We start from the raw sequence: 18,739 nt of genomic DNA on the forward strand, positions 1-18,739 counted from the left end.
CCCACCCCTCGCCCCTCCCCCTTCCAGGAGGGGAAGACAGGAGACAGGAGAAATAGCTCGGGAGCCAGGAGGTAGGAGTAACAATGGCTTTGTTCCATGAAAGTAGTGTTCTTAACATCCATTCCGCAGCTATATCACTGTGTTTGGCGATGGCTTGATGTTGTATCGATACTATTGTCCAATAGTTATTGCTGTGCACTGCAAAGCGTTGGCGGAGCAAGTGCGGCAGCTATATCGCTGTGTTTGGCGATGGCTTGATGTTGTATCGATACTATTGTCCAATAGTTATTGCTGTGCTGATTACAGCGCTTTTCAAATTGATGAACCACATCTTCATACATCAAACCTTGTAGGGACGTTCCATGGAACGTCCCTACTGGGGTTTATCCAAATGAAAACCGCTGTAAACCTCAAAGCTTTTACAGGTAAAATTTTCAGCCTTTTTCACATCAAACATTGATATTGTATCGATACTATTGTCCAATAGTTATTGCTGTGCACTGCAAAGCGTTGGCGGAGCAAGTGTGGCAGCTATATCGCTGTGTTTGGCGATGGCTTGATATTGTATCGATACTATTGTCCAATAGTTATTGCTGTGCACTGCAAAGCGTTGGCGGAGCAAGTGTGGCAGCTATATCGCTGTGTTTGGCGATGGCTTGATGTTGTATCGATACTATTGTCCAATAGTTATTGCTGTGCACTGCAAAGCGTTGGCGGAGCAAGTGCGGCAGCTATATCGCTGTGTTTGGCGATGGCTTGATGTTGTATCGATACTATTGTCCAATAGTTATTGCTGTGCACTGCAAAGCGTTGGCGGAGCAAGTGCGGCAGCTATATCGCTGTGTTTGGCGATGGCTTGATGTTGTATCGATACTATTGTCCAATAGTTATTGCTGTGCACTGCAAAGCATTGGCGGAGCAAGTGCGGCAGCTATATCACTGTATTTGGCGATGGCTTGATGTTGTATCGATACTATTGTCCAATAGTTATTGCTGTGCTGATTAAACCTCAAAGCTTTTACAGGTAAAAGTTTCAGTTTTTTTTACCTCAAACATTGATGTTGTATTGAGCTATTGTCCAATAGTTATTAGTCTGCACTACAAAGCGATCGCTGTGTTTGGCAATTATTGATGTTGTATTGAGCTATTGTCCAATAGTTATTAGTCTGCACTGCCAAGCGATCGCTGTGTTTGGCAATTATTGATGTTGTATTGAGCTATTGTCCAATAGTTATTAGTCTGCACTGCCAAGCGATCGCTGTGTTTGGCAATTATTGATGTTGTATCGATCTATTGGACAATAGTTATTGCTGTGCTGATTAAACTTCAAAGCTTTTATAGGTAGAAGTTTCAGCTTTTTTCACCTCAAACTATTGATGTTGTATTTATCTATTGTCCAATAGTTATTGCTCTGCACTGCAAAGCGATCGCTGTGTTTGGCGATGGCTTGATGTTGTATTGATCTATTGCCCAATAGTTATATCATGTCCGGATAATTAGTTATAAAAAAACTTTCTCTTTCAACTCCTCTTTCTTCCCTCCTGAGTTCCCCTCCTGGGAGGGGGAGGGGCGAGGGGTGGGTTGTCTCCTACCCCAACAAAAAGACTTTCCATACGCAAACCCTAGTTATTCTCTGCTGATTAAACCTAAAAGCTTTTACAGGTAAAAGTTTCAGCCTTTTTCACCTCAAACATTGATGTTGTATTGATCTATTGGACAATAGTTACAGCAGTTTCGGCGCATTATGAAGTATAGCGCTGTGCGCAGGCAACAGCTCCGGAAAGCAACAGCTCATCTGGGGGAATAAATTGCTTATCATACAAGACTTTTAGCTATTTTGCCTTTCCTGTAATTTGTAAATATACCAGCGCTCATTGCTATAGATATGCACAAGCAAGTGCGGCAGCTATATAGTTTCATGCAACAAAGCCAGTAAGAATTGTAAGAATGATTTTTCTGCCATAGTCTTGCCTAAAATACTATAGCGCTGTGCGCAGGCAACAGGCAACAGCTCATCTGGGGGAATAAATTGCTGATAATATAAGGCTTTTAGCTATTGGGCACCTCCTGCAATTTGTAAATATGCCAGCGCACATTGCTATAACTTTTTGAGCATAAAGAGCTGAAAAATTTGCACTGCAATTCGACAAAAAAAAAAGGCTAAAGCCTTTATATGTCAATGCTTTTATATCAGAACGGTAAGCCATAATTAAAATAGTTCCTATACAAAACTATTTATGAGGACTTACGCAGACACTCTACTTATTAGGGCGAATGCCATTCGCTTATTAGGGCGAATGCCATTCGCCCCTACAGATGGTGGTTTCACGCCCCTACAGATGGTGGTTTCACGCCCCTACAGATGGTGGTTTCACACCCCTACAGATGGTGGTTTCACAGTCAATTTGCGTAAGTCCTGGTAACTATTAACTTTGAGTTACAGGTTCTTTTTCCTTAGCCAAAAACTTCTCTAATTCTGTCAAAGCATCCGCATCAACTTTAGTTTGCATCGGACAGAATTTTGGTCCGCACATAGAACAGAATTCAGCAGTTTTATAAATATCCGCAGGTAAAGTTTCGTCGTGATATTCTTTTGCTCTGTCTGGGTCTAAAGATAATTCAAATTGACGGTTCCAATCAAAATTATAACGAGCAGCAGAAAGTTCATCATCCCTATCTCTTGCTCCCGGACGACGACGACCAATATCTGCAGCATGGGCAGCAATTTTATATGCAATTAACCCATTTCGCACATCCTCAGCATCAGGCAAACCTAAATGTTCTTTCGGAGTAACGTAACATAACATTGCTGTACCATACCAACCTGCCATTGCTGCACCAATAGCAGAAGTAATATGGTCATAACCAGGAGCAATATCTGTTACTAACGGACCTAAAACATAGAAAGGTGCTGGACCTACAACATTAAACTCTTCCATTTTTTCCTTGGCGTTAGATGCTAAAGGATCTAGCTCCAAAGCATTCAAAGGAGGACTTGAACACTCTTCCATTTGTTTTTTCACATTAAATTCAATTTGATCCATCGGTACATGACCAGGACCCTCTACCATAACTTGCACATCATGTTCCCAAGCACGGCGAGTTAATTGACCTAATGTTTTTAGTTCTGCTAACTGTGCTTCGTCAGTAGCATCGTGAGTACAACCAGGTCGCAAAGAGTCTCCTAAACTGAAAGAAACATCATATTTTTTGAAGATTTCGATGATGTCGTCAAAGTGAGTATAAAGAGGATTTTGTTTATGGTGGTGTAGCATCCACTTAGCAATAATTCCACCGCCACGGGAAACTATACCAGTGATACGACTTCTGACTAGAGGTAGATGCTCGATTAAAATTCCGGCATGGATGGTTTGATAGTCTACCCCTTGTTGAGCGTGCTTTTCGATAATATGAAGAAAGTCGTCAGCAGTCAAATTTTCAATTCTGCCATGAACGCTTTCTACAGCTTGGTAAATAGGTACTGTACCGATAGGAACTGGGGAGGCGTTGATAATTGCAGTTCTAATTTCATCTAAGTTACCGCCACCTGTGGATAAGTCCATCACGGTATCTGCACCGTATTTAATAGACAGCTTCAGTTTATCAACTTCCTTCTCAATATCCGAAGTGTTAGGAGAGGCACCAATATTAGCATTAACTTTACACTGAGAAGCAATGCCAATACACATCGGTTCGAGGTTGGTGTGGTTAATATTAGCAGGGATAATCATCCGTCCCCTAGCTACTTCTGCGCGGATTAACTCAGCAGGGAGTTTTTCTCGTTTGGCCACAAAGTCCATTTCTTCAGTGATGATTCCCTGACGAGCATAGTGCATTTGAGAGACGTTTTTGTGTCCACTACGCTTGGCGATCCATTCTTTCCGCATATTTTTTCCCTTAAATAAACAGCTTCCCTCCGCTGGTATTAACCAGTCTCAGGTTCTAAGGGTATTTCTCAGCCTGAATATTTAGGCACCCCTAGCTTAATTTTCTAATATAGCATTTTTTTGGGATCGATGGAAAGAAAGTCAAAAGTCAAAAGTCAAAAGTTAAAAGTCAAAAAAAAAAAGATATTAATTCTAAGTTATTGTTGATCATTCCGGAAAGTTGTATATTAAAATTTTTGTTTATTGATAACGAATTATTAAATTTGACAATTCTAGAGAATTTTTGGTTTATTGTTGATCACAGTGCATCTATGTGACCGTAATTTGAAATAGCTGGAAGACCCAGAAATGCGGTCGGGCAAGACCCTTCAATATCTATGGAAGTCTAGCTGCGGAGTATTCGTAGCAGGAAATCAACATTAATTTTTCATACTGTGATGTTCTTAACGTAGATCACAAAAATAACCAAGGAGACTAATTTCGATTATGACATTTTCAAGATGGCTACAGAAAACAAATGTGACTGAAACTACGATGGCGAATGAATTTAATTCTTTACCACAACTGAAACAAACTTTGGGTAAATGTTTTCGGGTTGTGCTGGCAGTGGTAATGGCAGTTGTGATGTTTGCCATGCCGATAACAACAGTCCATGCTGCTCCGACTATTGAGTTCATTGACTCTGGGCAAGCTTTGGGGAATTTCAATAGCAGGGATGTAAGTTTAGCAGATGTGGATGAAGATGGCGATATCGATGCTTTCGTTGCTAATGGCGCTCAGTCCAACAAAGTTTGGTTAAATGATGGTAGCGGTAATTTCACTGACTCTGGCCAAGTTTTGGGGAATTTCCTTAGCAATGATGTGAGTTTAGCAGATTTGGATGGAGATGGTGACTTTGATGCTTTTGTTGCTAACGGTAGTATTTCCAGCAAAGTTTGGTTAAATGATGGTAGCGGCAATTTCACTGACTCTGGGCAAAATTTGGATCGTTCCAATAGCATAAGTGTGAGTGTAGCAGATGTGGATGGAGATGGTGACATTGATGCTTTTAGTACTATGTATTATAATAACAAAGTTTGGTTAAACGATGGTAGTGGCAATTTCACTGATTCTGGCCAAGCTTTGGGGGACTCCAAGAGCTTAGGTGTGAGTTTAGGAGATGTGGATGGAGATGGTGACTTTGATGCTTTTGTTACTAATTACGAAGAGCCTAACAAGGTTTGGTTAAATGCTGGTAGTGGCAATTTCACTGACTCTGGGCAAAATTTGGGGAATTCCAAGAGCAGAGATGTAAGTTTAGCAGATGTGGATGGAGATGGCGCTCTTGATGCTTTTGTTGCTAATGTGGAGAATCAGCCTAACAAAGTTTGGTTAAATGATGGTAGTGGCAATTTCACTGACTCACAGCAAGCTTTGGGGAATTCCAAGAGCGAGGATGTGAGTGTAGCAGATGTGGATGGAGATGGCGATATTGATGCTTTCGTTGCTAATTACGAAGAGCCTAACAAAGTTTGGTTAAATGATGGTAGCGGCAATTTCACTGACTCACAGCAAGCTTTGGGGAATTCCAATAGCTTAGATGTGAGTTTAGGAGATGTAGATGGAGATGGTGACTTTGATGCTTTTGTTGCTAATCTTGATCAGCCTAACAAGGTTTGGTTAAACAACCTAGATGAGTACAACCTTTGCGACAACGTAGCACCAGATAACTTAGTAGTCAATGGCAGCTTTGAAACACCAGAAATTCCAACAGTCCCTGGTGTTAGTTTTGAAAGAGCGATCGAAGGTTGGGAGCTAGTTACCGGGCCATTTATCGAAATTGATAACAGATTAGTCACCAGTCCCTACGATGGGTTACAACTTGTGGATCTAGATAGTTTAAATGCAACGACTAAAATTTCTCAGACAATTTCTACCCAACCAGGAGAAACCTACAAGCTAACTTTTGCATTTAAAGGTAATGATGATTCCACTATAGTGGAAGATAACACAATGGATGTATATTGGGGTTCGGAATTAGTTGAAGCATTTGATCAAGTTGACAGTGATACATGGGAGGTGAAAACCTACAACCTGGAAGCAACAAGCACTGAAACTGTTCTCAGCTTTGATAACCTCAATGACATAACTGATGGTGCTGGTACTCGTCTGGATGCAGTAAGCGTTAACTTGTGTCAGTAGTAGGATTTTAGGCGTTGCTGATTCTGGGTATGATGCAAGCCCCCCTACCCCCCCAAAATTGGGGGGAATAAGACTCTAAAAGTCCCCCTTAATCCCCCTCCCGTCCCCCTTGGAAATCCCCCTCCCGTCCCCCTTGGGAATCCCCCTCCCGTCCCCCTTGGGAAGGGGGAAGCCAGAGGATGCTTCGCTTTTGAACGATGGGGAAGCCAGAGGATGCTTCGCTTTTGAACGATGGGGAAGCCAGAGGATGCTTCGCTTTTTGAGGAACCTAATAGTTATGGTACTCATCTAGATGGAGTCAGCCTTAACTTATGTCAGTAGTGAGATTTAGCTAAAGATTTGAGGCGATCGCCTTGAGTAGATCAAATAGGGCGATCGCCTAAATAAATGTACAAGGTTTGCTCAAGAATTCAAATTCAATTACTTGAATTTGAGATTCAGCAACTTCTACTGTATCTTGAAAAATTAAACCTTCTACACTATAGCCATCTTATCCTTCAGAAATAGCATAATATTCAACAATTACCCCAATACTACCTTTTTTGAGATTAAACTCAGGAATATCTTGAATTAATTGAACTTGAGAAAATAGAGGAAATTTCATTAAGGAAAATTGGAAAAATGACGATTGGTTTCAAAACTCCTAACAATTATTATCTAGAATTAATTACCACATTTCCGCCTCGCCCTATAACTAACGAAGCTGAATTAATTGCTACTCAAAATCGGATTAATTCTATTTTAGATAAAGGTTCCCTGACAAAAGACGACCGCGATTATCTCAAAGTATTAGGAATGTTAGTCTATGAATATGAAGAAAAACACGAACCAATTCCTACTATTCGTGGTGTTGAACTCCTGAAAGCTTTATTAGAAGAATCTCAGATTTTTCCTCAAGATTTAATTCCTATTTTGGGCAGTGAATCTATTATTTTAGAAGTATTGAATGGCAACTATAAACTTTCAGAAAATCAAATTCAAGAGCTGATTCAACAATGAATAATGAATAATGAATAATGAATAATTACCTCTTCTTTTCAAGGAGAGGATTGACAAAGAGATGAAAATTTTTCTTTATTATCCCCTTAAAAGGGGAGGCTTTAAACCACAATTTTTCGGTAAATTTTTCCATATTTCTCCTTCTTTATTCATAGATATGTAGTAGGTAGGATTTTCCTTTTGGTTAATCTTTTTTGATAAAGGTCTCTCAAAAATAAATATAGGGAAGTTCCATGGAACCTCCCTAATAAAGGTAAAGATTTGTCTCTACTACTTGAAAGATGTTACCTTCTTACCTAATTTGGAAATTATCCTCAGTAATAGTAGGTGCACCATCAAGTTCAGCAAATATAGTCAAGTCACCACCTAAATTACCTTCATAGAAATAGAAAAGAAAACCAGAATCTTCACTGTAGACGATTAAAGCATCTGATGCAAATGCGTCGTCATCAGTAGCAACTATTTCAAAATCACTATTATCACTGAAACCTATTCCAGCAGAACTATTAAGGTCGCTAAAAGTTGACTTATCTAAAAGAATTAAGTCGCCTTGGTTTCCTGGTTCTTCTGGTCTGAGGTCTGGTTGGAAATCAGTGATCGAATCAATACCGAAATTATTGGGGTCGAATGGTTCACTACCACTATAGATGAAAAGGTCAATACTTGCTCCACCAGTCAGCAAATCAAATCCCGGACCACTATTAATGCGATCGCGACCTTGACCACCATTCAGGACATCATTTCCATCACCACCAAACAAGAAGTCAAAACCAGGACGACCTTCTAGTGTATCATCTCCATCTTGCCCGTATAGGAAGTCACTGCCACGACCACCAATTATTTCATCGTCACCAAAACTACCTGCTAAGGTATCCGCGCCATTCAATCCCGAAATAGTATCGTCACCAGTGTCACCATTGAGAACTTCTGGTTGAGGAGTACCTTCAATTAACTGGTCTTCCTCAGGAGGTGTATCTTCAATAACGATTTGAGCTTCTTGATTTTCTGGATCTACCTCATAATCATCTTCTGGTTGCAACTCAATAGTTGTGGTTTCATTTCCTTCCTCCTCACCATCAAAAAGAGTTGTCCAGGTAACGGTTGCTGTGGTTGCCCCTTCCTCAATGGTAATTGCCGAACGTGCGAGTTCATCACCAACTGGGTCCAGAGATTCCAGGTTAGAAGCATTAGTTAGCTCAGGAGGAAAATCTATATCGCCGAAAGCATCATCAGAATCTGTTTCTGACCAAACTACCCGTAAACCTCCTTCTGGAGCAGGTTGACTTAAGTTGAAAGTTAAGGTGTATTCATCCCCATCTTCATCAACAGTATCAGGTTCAACCTCAATACCGACTGTAGGAATTTCTATTTCTATTCCTATTCCTTCTGCTAATTCCAGAGGTTCATCTAACTCCAACAGAATGATTTCATTATTATCAATTGCCGGAGGTCGCCCTTCAGAGAAAGGATAGTTGTTGTCATTGGCAACTAGAATGGTGTCTTCATCAATAACTAACACATCCTCAATTGTGAAAAAGGGGAAGTCAAAGGTAGTGTCGCCATCATTGTTGAGGTCGTTGGGGTCGTCAATATCTAGTAAGTCTACAACTTCTTCTTTGGCAACAAAACCTTCATCGTCAACTACAGAAATGTCAATCTTAAAGATTTTCTTGAATTGAGCTTCATCCCCTTGACGACCATCTCGTTCAATAACTAAAAATTCATCGTCATTGATGGGAGTAAAATCACCAATGGCATGACCGACTACATCGGTAGGATAGAAACCAATTAGATCGGTGAAAGAGCTAGACTCAGGATCGAACTCATAGATCCGGAGAGCATTATCTGGATCGCCAACAACTGCACCCTCTAATAAAGGATAGAAAGTTTGGCGATCGGGACTGAATGCCATACCTTCATAACCACGGGAAGTCCGTATATTTGGTTCATCAATAAATTGCTCTACAACTATGCTGCCAGTAGCAGGGAAGTCAGTAAAGAAACCATCTGCACCAATTTCGATGAGTTGTTCAAATTCTTCTCCAGGTGTTTGAGGTGTACCATCGGAGTTGAGAGTAAGGAAACTTTCTTCATCACGCAAAGTGTAGGGATGAACCTGTAAACCTGCATCATGTGCCCAATCTATTATTGGTAATACTTCCCCAGTTAATTGAGTGGTAATTTCCGCGTTACCGTCACCGTCACCATCAACAGGTGTATCTATATCATCCCGGAGCAAGAAACTATTTTTCCAAGGTCCTAAACCGTCAGCGTAGGCACCGATCAGTTCGATTACTTCCGGGTTTGCTAGGTCGGCGTAGGTAGGAACACTAGAGAAGTCGATTAGGTCAGCTAGGTTGCCGTAGATAGCACGAGTATTAGCCGTTTCTAAGAGAGGTTGTAGCCTTTCAGGATCAAAGGAAATGTCTGCTTGAGTTTCTCCCACAGGAGCAATTCCACTAACTTTAACTATCATGTCGTCAAAGTCTTGATTGGAATTAGCAAAGGGCAACTCCTCGGCGGCAATGATGAATTCGTTTTCAACTTCGGAATAAATAGCAAACTGAGGATCGCTCTCTGGATTCAGAGTATTGTTAGTTGAAAAGGTGTAGCTTTCGGCTCCTAATCCGGTAGGATCGCCAATGGGTAAGCTGTTTATTAGGCCAAAGTGAACTTGCTGGCTAAAGTTATTGGCGACTTCATCGCCATTAATGGTAACTGTACCTGCCTCGCTAATGGTAACTTCGATGGACTTAGGTGCGCTGTCTGGACCAGCAAATAGAACGACAGTGTTATCGGGATTGGTGGCATCCTGTAGAATAAATTGGTTAGTATCTTGGAGGTTGCCAAACTGATCGAGTATCTCTTGGGGAGCTCCAGGTCCGGGATTTTTCTCAGCTAAAAGGGTTACGGTAAAAGCACTACCGGTGAAAGTGGCATAGTTGACCTGGTCTACGATCGCATCAATACCAGTGGGTTCAAACTCCTCAGCATTAGCAACGAAGTCGAAGGGTACTGAGAACCCACCGCCACCTTCGTTGATGAAGTCATCTTCAGTGTCACCGAGTAACTGCACTAACTTTAGGTTTTCGAGACCTTGAGCAGGTAATATTTCGTTGCGCAGCTCAAGTAGGTTTTGAACTTCAAAGGACTGGATAAAAATACGGTCAGGGTCTGTGAAACCTGTATCTTGCAGGGTTTGAATTAAAGGTTCTTCTAAGGATAAATTCTGCTCATCGAAGAATGTGGGGTGTTTGGTTTCAGGATAGATACCAACTTCAAACCCGAATTCTTCCATTTCTTGTACTAACTCGATAACTTCTTGGAAGGTAGGAATTTCAAACTCACCATTGAAAGATTGGTCGCGGATGTCACGAGATTGAACAGCACGCAGTTGTTTGATTTCTGCTAGGGTAAAGTCTTCAGCAAAATAACCAGTTTTTTCTTCACCGTCAAGAATTTTGGTGCTTTGGCGTTCTGGACCAAATACTTCAGCAACGTTGGTGGTATCGTCTAGTAATGGTTCGTGTCTGGCAATAAGAACACCATCGGAAGTAGTTACGAGGTCTGGTTCAACGAAGTCTGCACCTTGAACGATCGCTAGACGATATGCTTCTAGAGTATGTTCTGGGAAGTCACCACTTGCACCTCGGTGTCCGATAACTATTGGTGCGCTACCGTCGAGGGTATTGAAATTATTGAGGTTAGGATTTTGGGGTGCTCGTACTTCGTCAGCAACAATAGCATCCCGAACGGGAATTCCTGTACGTGTGAAGTCGGTAAAGAAACCATCTGCACCAATGTCTATCAGTTGTTCAAATTCTTCTTCAGGAGTTTGAGGTGTTCCTGTTCCTAAAATTTCAAAGGAAATACTTCCCTCAGCAACATAAGCTCCTCCTGTTGGAATAAGTAACCCTGTATCTGGGTCTGTTATAAAACTGACGTCGGAATCTTCTGACAGAGGAAAACCAAATCCCACGAAACCAGAAGTGTCAACTTCAGTATCAATTGGATCGACTGTACCACTTCCTTGAACAATATCTAGATCGTTATCATTCAAAAAGTCTTCGGATATAAAGACGCTGTTGAAGCTACCTGAGTCTGGACCACCAACTATGACAAACTCACCTGTTTCCTCATTCTCTTCTAACAAAAAGTTGTCAATAAAGAAACCTGCTTCTTCACCTGCTAACTCAGGTTTAGCTATTTCTTCAGCAAATTCGGGAGCAACCAATAAGGGAATAGCTGGCGTAGAAACTATTCCTGTATCTGGGTCTAAGACTAAATCTGCTGGAGTGAATGTAAAGTCAAAGAATGGTTCTAGATTATTACCTTGTTCGTCAGTTTGAGTATTATCAATACGACTATAAAGAGCAGCATTTCCACCGGGACGTTCTATACCTATTAAGGCGTTGACAATTAATTGCGGGCTGTCAAATTCCTCAGTATCATTAGGGTTGAGTGTGAGGAAACTTTCTTCATCTCGCAAAGTGTAGGGGTGAACTTGTAAACCTGCATCGTGTGCGTCATCAATAAAGGAAGTAATTTCTCCTGTCAACTGATCGTCAATTTCTGCTTCTCCATCTCCATTTACATCAACTGGAGTATCTAAAGAGTTGCGCAACAGAATATTATTTTTCCAAGGTCCTGCACCTTCTGCATAAAGGTCGCCAATAACTTCTAGAAATTCTGCACTGTCCAGGTCTGCATAAACTGTATTTTCAGAGAGAGGAGTATCTAGTGCATCTAGGAATTCTTGACCGTAAATAGCTGCTAAGTCGTTACCTTCAGCAACATTAAACCGGATATCGAAGGGGAAGGAGAACCCAGCTTCAGGATTAGCTCCTTCAGTAGTATTTCCATATAGTTGAACTAAAGGAATATCTCCGAGTTCTGCATCATCTAACTGTTGTTGTAAGTCAATTAAGTTGGCAAACTCAAACGACTGAATAAAAATGCGATTTGGGTCTGTGAAACCTGTATCTTGCAGGGTTTGAATTAGGGGTTCTTCTAAAGATAAATCCTGTTCGTCAAAGAATGTAGGGTGTTTGGTTTCGGGATAGATGCCAACTTGAACACCTGTTTCTGCTTCTACTCTTTGAACAAGTTCGATGATTTCTTCTAATGTCGGAATCTCAAATAACCCATCAAACTCAGGGTCGCGGAAGTCACGAGATTGAACTGCGCGTAGTTGTTTGATTTCTGCAAGAGTAAAGTCTTCAGCAAAATAACCAGTTTTTTCTACACCATCAAGAGATTTAGTGCTTTGGCGTTCTGGACCGAATACTTCAGCAACGTTGGTGGTATCATCTAGCAGTGGTTCGTGACGAGCGATAAGTACACCGTCAGATGTTGTTACCAAGTCAGGTTCAATAAAATCAGCACCAGCGGCGATCGCTGCTTCATAAGCTACTAGGGTATGTTCTGGTAAGTCTCCACTTGCACCCCTGTGGGCAATAACTAGAGGATCTTGGCCGTTAAGGGTATTGAGTTCAATAGGGTTGGGAGTGGCAATAGGAGCTTCTAATAAAGTTCCGATACTATCGAAGTGTAGGATATAAGGTCCGAATTCTTCTCCAATCCAAATATCGCCATTATCCGCGATGACAAAAGACTCGAGATCGAAGTCTGCTCCAGTGAGGAGGCGATCGCTTGTATCTTCATTAACAATATCGAAAGGTATCAGATTATTAGGATCTGCTAGTTGAATAAAATCTTGAACCTCAACACTAGCATTGCCATCTTCAACTCCAGCAAAGTCGGGGTCAACTTGATATAGTCTGAGCAAATAATCTGCACTATTTCCTTGAGAACCGAAACCGTTATCAGAGAGAAACCAATAGGTGCTGCCATCTTCGCTACCAGGAGCAAATTGAACGCCACTAAATCCTTGTACTGGTTGACTGTCAAATGGCGTGGGTCGGTTATCTGTATCAATGAAGTTTCCTGATGGGGGACCTTCTGCAAATGTGTCTGCTGGTAATACAGCAAATCCTGTTAATTCTGCCATTTGATTCTCCTCTCACCTTAAAATTGATGTTTTAGATTGATTTTTTATTTGGAAATTTGATAAAAAAAAGTTTTATCTAAGGCATGAAAATACAGTCAAGAAATATGCCTCGTAGTTGATTTTGAGGAATCAATCTAAATCCAAATGTCTGAACAAGCTGAAATGTCTATTTGACTCTTTCAGCTTTGATATATAAATCAATTGGAAATTTTTACTAATTCCCAAGACATCTTATTGGGTGAAGATTAAATAAATATTTCCAGGAGGTTAAGAAAAGATTTTTTTTCGGTTAAAGAAATAAAATAAATAGTTTAAGTTACAGAAAATAGGAAATATCTTATCTATATTTTTTAGGCTACAAAAAGAAAACAGGATTTACACAAAAGATGAAATTATACACCATTTGTAGGAGGTTAACGGCCGTTAATTATATCTGGTGGTTATGCCTAAGTCCTGAAAAAGTTTAGTATAGGTACTTCAGCAAAATTAATTGTTTAGCAGAATAAAAAAGGAAGAATATTGTTGTCTGAGTTTTAAGCTTTTGACCTGTGTGTGCCCTTTTCTTTGACTGCGATATTAACTTCTCTCTCTCTAAGGGTTTACAGAGGAAGTTATATTTCATTAATAGATAATGGATAATTACCTCGGGTTTTAACCGTTACGGAATTGAATATAAGGAAATATTATTTCTTCTCTTGGTCCATTGGATATGGCGCAGGTTTCGGAGCCATCCCACCCTACGGGAAGCTGCGCTAACGACCGCTTTTTCCCCTTAAAAGGGGAGGCTTCAAGGCGCGAATTATTTAATTATTAATTATTAATTATTCGGTAAGCATTCCACAGGAAATACTTACAGTTATATACAAATTTTTTGCACTACTACTTAAGTTAGTTATGAAAATTAAGTTAGTCGCTTAACATCAAAATTTTTTTGCTAATCTTCATGGAAATACTAAATAATTTTGGTGAGCTGAAAAATGACTAACTTGATAAATCAATATTGTTTTTTTGTCAATCAATAAAGATTAGTCTTTTAGGTTAATTTATATCAACTTACTGCCATGGTAGAGATTTTTTTTAATGTCTGACTATAGAAATTTGCACCTCAGCTATTAGTCTGATTTTTTCTATCTTGAAAGATATAGAGATAACTTAATTTTTACCGAATAATTAAAGTTTAAAGCCTCTCCTTTAAAGCAGAAAAAAGCGGTCTATCTTCGGAAATTCCCGTAGGGTGGGATGGCGATATAGCAATGTGCGCTGGCATATTTACAAATTGCAGGAATTGCCCAATAGCTAAAAGCGTTATATTATTCCCACGGAGATGCTGCGCAAACAGATTTTTATTCCCCCTATTGCCTATTGCCTGCGCGCAGCGCTATATATCTTCGCTGGCCGACCATCACCAAGAAAAGAAAAAATTTTCACGCTCCGCATCAATCATCTTTTTTTCAAGAAGAGGTAATTGTTAATAATTAATAATTAATAATTAATTATTAATTGTTAATTGTTGAACACTTCCCTTTGTAGCGATATTCAGGAAAGAGTATACTTTTATATTTTAACTTATTGGCATCAATGAGTAAGTATTAAAAGAAACAATTTTGGATTTAATATTTGAAATTATTAGTCAATATATTTTGATGTAAGAATATGGAAATTTTTATTGCTAGAATAAAATTAGACTATTATAAACCCTCTTTTTCTAAAAGCGCAGCGCCAAAAAAAATGCGTACCAAAAAAAATCCCTAAACCCCTATGCTTAATTCACGGCGCTACGGAATTTATAGCACTACATAAATATTCCTCTATTTCCTACTTCCTACCTCCCTACTCCCTACTCCCTTTTCACTCAGATTTATTGTCAAACGCCAAAGAACGTACTGCTATATTTATCAGAATTTTCTTACTTCTCCTGATGTACTACCAGTTACTTTTAGCTTCTGATAAAGGAGCTAAAGCGCTTTGTCTACCCTAGTGCAGGATGGCGGAAATAACTGACCAGTTACAAAATCCTAAAACAATTACAAATCAAAAATGATTGACTGTCTTGAGTGCGTCTTACATTCTGAGGGGACCTCAGAATTACGCACTCGCTTTTAACTTCCGCGTAGCGGCACTAGGTCATACCGCTATTCCATATTCCCTTCTTAAAATTGCAGAAAAAAATCAATGTAAACATTAACTTTGTTAGTAAAAAAAATTATGAAAATAGAGAAAAAACGTAAATCTTTGAAAGAGCAAATTTACTATATTTTTGAATATTCAGACCAGAAAAATTTTTTTAGTTTGCTAGATGATTTGCTGATTACTATTTTAACAAGCATTAGTGTCAGTGCGTTTATTTTGGAAACTTCTCCCACATTTTCAGATATTTATTCTGAAGATTTAGAATTAATCGAAATAATGATCACAGGATTGTTTACTTTAGAATATTTTATCAGAATATGGGTATGTACAATTAATCCTAAATATCGTCATCCTATTAGTGGGAGATTAAAATATATAATTACCCCCTTATCCATAATAGACCTGATAGCTATTTTGCCATTTTATTTGCAAGTATTATTTCCCAGTTTAGGATTTATAAAGTTTACATTATTACTGCGTTTATTTCGCTTATTTAAAATTAGTAGATATTCTGAGTCATTGCGGACTATTATTAAAGTTATAGTTCTCAAAAAAGAGGAACTAATAGCTACATTGCTAATAGTAATTTTTGTATTAGTCTTTGTTTCAAGCCTCATGTTTTTTGCTGAAAATGAAGCACAACCAGAAAAGTTTTCTAGCATTTTAGAGACTATGTGGTGGGGAGTAGTAACTTTAACAACTGTGGGTTATGGAGATGTTTATCCTACGACTAATGTAGGCAAATTATTAAGTGCTGCTGTAGCATTTTTAGGTATCGGAATTTTTGGTCTACCAGCAGGTATAATTGCATCTGGTTTTGCAGAAGAAGTTCAAAAAAGAAGGGGTAAAAAAATAGTTCATCCAGTAGGAAAAGATATTAAAATAAGTGCAGAAACTACATTTCCCTTACATTCAGAACTCAGACATCATATACACCCAGACTTTAGACATCATCATACAAAACAAGAGCAAAAGCAGGCGATGGTTGACTATATTGAGGAATCATCTGAGATTATGAAAATTTGCATCGAAACCGCAAAGAAAAAGTACGGAAATTATTTTCAAAATGAGGAAATTATTAAAGATTTTGCTATGGTTCTTTATCAAGAAACAATGCGCAAATTTCATCGTTAAAAGTCAGGAAGGAGTGAGGTAATAATTAATAATTAATAATTAATAATTAATAATTAATAATTGTTGAACACCTACCACTTTAACAAGCTATCAGCTAAAATTGGCGGGTTCGGTGTCCCGCACGCTTAGGGTGAAAAAGCGCGTGGTGTGCGTGTTCTTGGTGTGATAAGACGCGGATCGGCTTTTCTTGAGTATCCCCCATATTATGCCTTGAAAGCTGACCGCTGAAGTGCTGAATGCTGACTGCTATTTTCAATCAGATGTAATTATCAATTATCCATTATCAATTATTAATTATTTCCGCCTACTCCCTCTTTTCTAGAAATGTCTAATAATCAATAGGTAAACCGTAATATTCAAGAGTTGAACTATCTTGAATAATATTTTCAGTAGAAGTATCTACTTGAATTTGACCAGATTGCAAAATCAAAGTACGTTGAGTTACTTTAGCAACCCAGTTTAAATCATGGGAAGCAATTAATATAATTTTAACTGGTAATTGTAAGATAATTTTAGCTAAATTTTTTCGCCATAAAGGATCTAGACCATTAGTCGGTTCATCTAATATTAAAATTTCTGGTTTTAATGCTAAAACAGCGGCTAAAGCAGCCAATTTTTTTTGACCTCCTGAAAGTTCATATACAGATCTATCTGCATACTTTTCTAAACCAAATTTTACTAACAAATCATTAGCAATTTCTGTAGCATTTTCTGGAGATAAACCATAGTTAAGCGGACCAAAAGTTATATCCTCTAAAATCCTAGGCATAAATAGTTGGTCATCAGGATTTTGGAAACAAAAACCTATTTGACGACGTACTTGAGATAAAGTTTTTTCTTCTAGGAGAATTCCTTGAATCCAAACTTCACCAGATACAGGTTTTTTTAAGCCTACCAAAGTTTCCATAAAAGTACTTTTTCCTGTACCTGTAGGTCCTAACAAAGCGACTTTTTCTCCAGGCTTAATTGTCAATGAAAGATTCCGTAAAATCGGTTCATTTTGTGGATATTCAAACAATAAATCTTTAACATAGACTCCAGCTTGTGGGTAATCGTCTTGCATTTGATCTATGACTAATTATTAACAGTAAAAAAAAATATTTCTGCCATGACAAAACTAGCAGCAATTATCAGACAGAGGAATAGATATATTGAGTCAGTTCTAGATTTAAGATTGTTTCTAGAGCTAGAATATATTCTATTATTTTTATTATGTAACACATTGCCATAACCGCGCAACAACATTGCCTGATAAACTCGTTCTGATTGTTGATAACTTCGGACTAAAAGACTACCTGCAAGAGCAGCATAAACTGATAGATTTCTCAAACTAATTTTGCTGCGTTGAAAACCTCTTAATCTAGTCGCTTTAAGCATCATACTCAGTTGATTAGATATTTCAAAAATATAACGATAAGATAACAACAGTATGTCGGTAAGAATGGGAGAAATTCCTAACTGTCTCATTCCTTTTATTGTTGTTAGAAACGAACTTGTACCGAATAAAATCAAACAAGTAGTCATAATAGCAAAAAAACGACTAACAATTAATATAACTGCCAGACATCCTTCCTGGCGAATTGTCAAAAATCCGTATTGCCAAATAATTGTTTGACCAGATAAAAAAGGTAATAATACGATTACTCCTAACAAAAAAAATCCTGGATAACGTAATCGACTAATTAAAAATGATAAAGGTAGCTTTGAAACTCCATAAAGCAGAATAGTTACTAAAAGCATTAGTGGAATTAAATACCAACTATTCACAGTAGCAAAAGCAAACATTAATGCCATTAAAGCGATAAGTTTATATCTCACATCCCACTGATGTATTGGAGAGTTTAAATTGGCATATTCATCTAGGGCAAATTTCATTACTATAAATAGGTGCTAGGTGTTATATTATATCCGCTTGAATACTTATAAATAAGGGAGTAGGGTTAACGAAGTCAGAAGTCAGAAGTCAACCCACACCTAACCCCTCCCAGGAGGGGAAGTCAGAAGTTATTTTTGTAACGAGGATTTGAGTAAGACTCCAAAAATATTTCGCCTTAAAAGGTGGGGTTGCGCAACCCAATTATTTTGATAATAGGAGTATTTGATCTGTGTAAAAGGATAGATTTTTTCCAAATCCCTATTATCCAGACTTGTAGGTAATAAATTTTCAACAATTAATAGGACTCGTGTAAAAATAACCCGAACAGTTTTTTTGATGGAAGCCATATTTCACAATTTATTTCAGATAAAACCAGATAAAATTTGTACAACTTATTTTTATATGGCTGCATAATTAATTGTTACCGATAAATTGTGGTCTAAAGCCTCCCTTTTTAAGGAGATAAAAAAAAGAAAATATTCCATATTTCAAGCCTCCTTATTGCAAGAGTTACTGTTAACG

Annotated in this window: 9 protein-coding genes and 1 riboswitch; of the genes, 4 read left to right on the forward strand and 5 right to left on the reverse strand. The window is 38.6% G+C overall.

Features of this window, described 5'->3' with window-relative positions:
• Positions 1-2,237: 2,237 nt before the first annotated feature.
• On the forward strand, positions 2,238-2,423 hold the full coding sequence (locus F6K15_RS13215; RefSeq protein ID WP_293061456.1) for a hypothetical protein: 186 nt from the start codon (positions 2,238-2,240) through the stop codon (positions 2,421-2,423).
• Between the two features lie 3 nt (positions 2,424-2,426).
• Here F6K15_RS13215 and thiC read toward each other — a convergent pair whose 3' ends face one another.
• Positions 2,427-3,887, reverse strand: coding sequence for a phosphomethylpyrimidine synthase (gene thiC / locus F6K15_RS13220; protein WP_293061457.1), 1,461 nt, complete (start codon positions 3,885-3,887; stop codon positions 2,427-2,429).
• A 7-nt stretch (positions 3,888-3,894) separates the two neighbouring features.
• A riboswitch (TPP riboswitch) is annotated at positions 3,895-3,990 on the reverse strand.
• A 383-nt stretch (positions 3,991-4,373) separates the two neighbouring features.
• On the opposite strand from thiC, the gene F6K15_RS13225 reads away from it, so the two are divergent.
• Positions 4,374-6,068, forward strand: a complete 1,695-nt coding sequence (locus tag F6K15_RS13225) for an FG-GAP-like repeat-containing protein (protein WP_293061459.1) — start codon at positions 4,374-4,376, stop codon at positions 6,066-6,068.
• Positions 6,069-6,558: 490 nt separating this feature from the next.
• Here the strand turns inward: F6K15_RS13225 and F6K15_RS13230 are convergent, their stop codons facing one another.
• Positions 6,559-6,672: a DUF4926 domain-containing protein gene (locus tag F6K15_RS13230; protein ID WP_293061461.1), complete on the reverse strand. Its 114-nt coding sequence runs from the start codon at positions 6,670-6,672 to the stop codon at positions 6,559-6,561.
• Between the two features lie 17 nt (positions 6,673-6,689).
• Between F6K15_RS13230 and F6K15_RS13235 the strand changes: the two genes are divergently transcribed.
• A complete protein-coding gene (locus F6K15_RS13235; protein ID WP_293061463.1) occupies positions 6,690-7,067 on the forward strand; it encodes a type II toxin-antitoxin system HigA family antitoxin in 378 nt (125 codons plus the stop codon).
• A gap of 292 nt (positions 7,068-7,359) precedes the next feature.
• On the opposite strand, the gene F6K15_RS13240 is transcribed toward F6K15_RS13235, so the two are convergent.
• On the reverse strand, positions 7,360-13,077 hold the full coding sequence (locus tag F6K15_RS13240; protein ID WP_293061465.1) for a glycerophosphodiester phosphodiesterase family protein: 5,718 nt from the start codon (positions 13,075-13,077) through the stop codon (positions 7,360-7,362).
• A gap of 2,205 nt (positions 13,078-15,282) precedes the next feature.
• Between F6K15_RS13240 and F6K15_RS13245 the strand changes: the two genes are divergently transcribed.
• Positions 15,283-16,341 (forward strand): ion transporter, encoded by a 1,059-nt coding sequence (locus F6K15_RS13245; protein WP_293061467.1) that lies wholly within the window; start codon positions 15,283-15,285, stop codon positions 16,339-16,341.
• A 328-nt stretch (positions 16,342-16,669) separates the two neighbouring features.
• On the opposite strand, the gene F6K15_RS13250 is transcribed toward F6K15_RS13245, so the two are convergent.
• A complete protein-coding gene (locus F6K15_RS13250) occupies positions 16,670-17,404 on the reverse strand; it encodes an energy-coupling factor ABC transporter ATP-binding protein (protein WP_293061469.1) in 735 nt (244 codons plus the stop codon).
• A gap of 11 nt (positions 17,405-17,415) precedes the next feature.
• A complete protein-coding gene (gene cbiQ, locus F6K15_RS13255; RefSeq protein WP_293061470.1) occupies positions 17,416-18,216 on the reverse strand; it encodes a cobalt ECF transporter T component CbiQ in 801 nt (266 codons plus the stop codon).
• Between the last annotated feature and the right edge of the window lie 523 nt (positions 18,217-18,739).

The sequence above is a fragment of the Okeania sp. SIO2B3 genome, from assembly GCF_010672525.1.
In the GTDB taxonomy this organism is placed as follows: Bacteria; Cyanobacteriota; Cyanobacteriia; order Cyanobacteriales; family Microcoleaceae; genus Okeania.

Bases quoted from the DNA above. Each gene is read 5' to 3' on its own strand.
- F6K15_RS13215 (WP_293061456.1), top strand. From the start codon at position 2,238: ATGAGGACTTACGCAGACACTCTACTTATTAGGGCGAATGCCATTCGC.
- thiC (WP_293061457.1), bottom strand. From the start codon at position 3,887: ATGCGGAAAGAATGGATCGCCAAGCGTAGTGGACACAAAAACGTCTCT.
- F6K15_RS13225 (WP_293061459.1), top strand. From the start codon at position 4,374: ATGACATTTTCAAGATGGCTACAGAAAACAAATGTGACTGAAACTACG.
- F6K15_RS13230 (WP_293061461.1), bottom strand. From the start codon at position 6,672: ATGAAATTTCCTCTATTTTCTCAAGTTCAATTAATTCAAGATATTCCT.
- F6K15_RS13235 (WP_293061463.1), top strand. From the start codon at position 6,690: ATGACGATTGGTTTCAAAACTCCTAACAATTATTATCTAGAATTAATT.
- F6K15_RS13240 (WP_293061465.1), bottom strand. From the start codon at position 13,077: ATGGCAGAATTAACAGGATTTGCTGTATTACCAGCAGACACATTTGCA.
- F6K15_RS13245 (WP_293061467.1), top strand. From the start codon at position 15,283: ATGAAAATAGAGAAAAAACGTAAATCTTTGAAAGAGCAAATTTACTAT.
- F6K15_RS13250 (WP_293061469.1), bottom strand. From the start codon at position 17,404: ATGCAAGACGATTACCCACAAGCTGGAGTCTATGTTAAAGATTTATTG.
- cbiQ (WP_293061470.1), bottom strand. From the start codon at position 18,216: ATGAAATTTGCCCTAGATGAATATGCCAATTTAAACTCTCCAATACAT.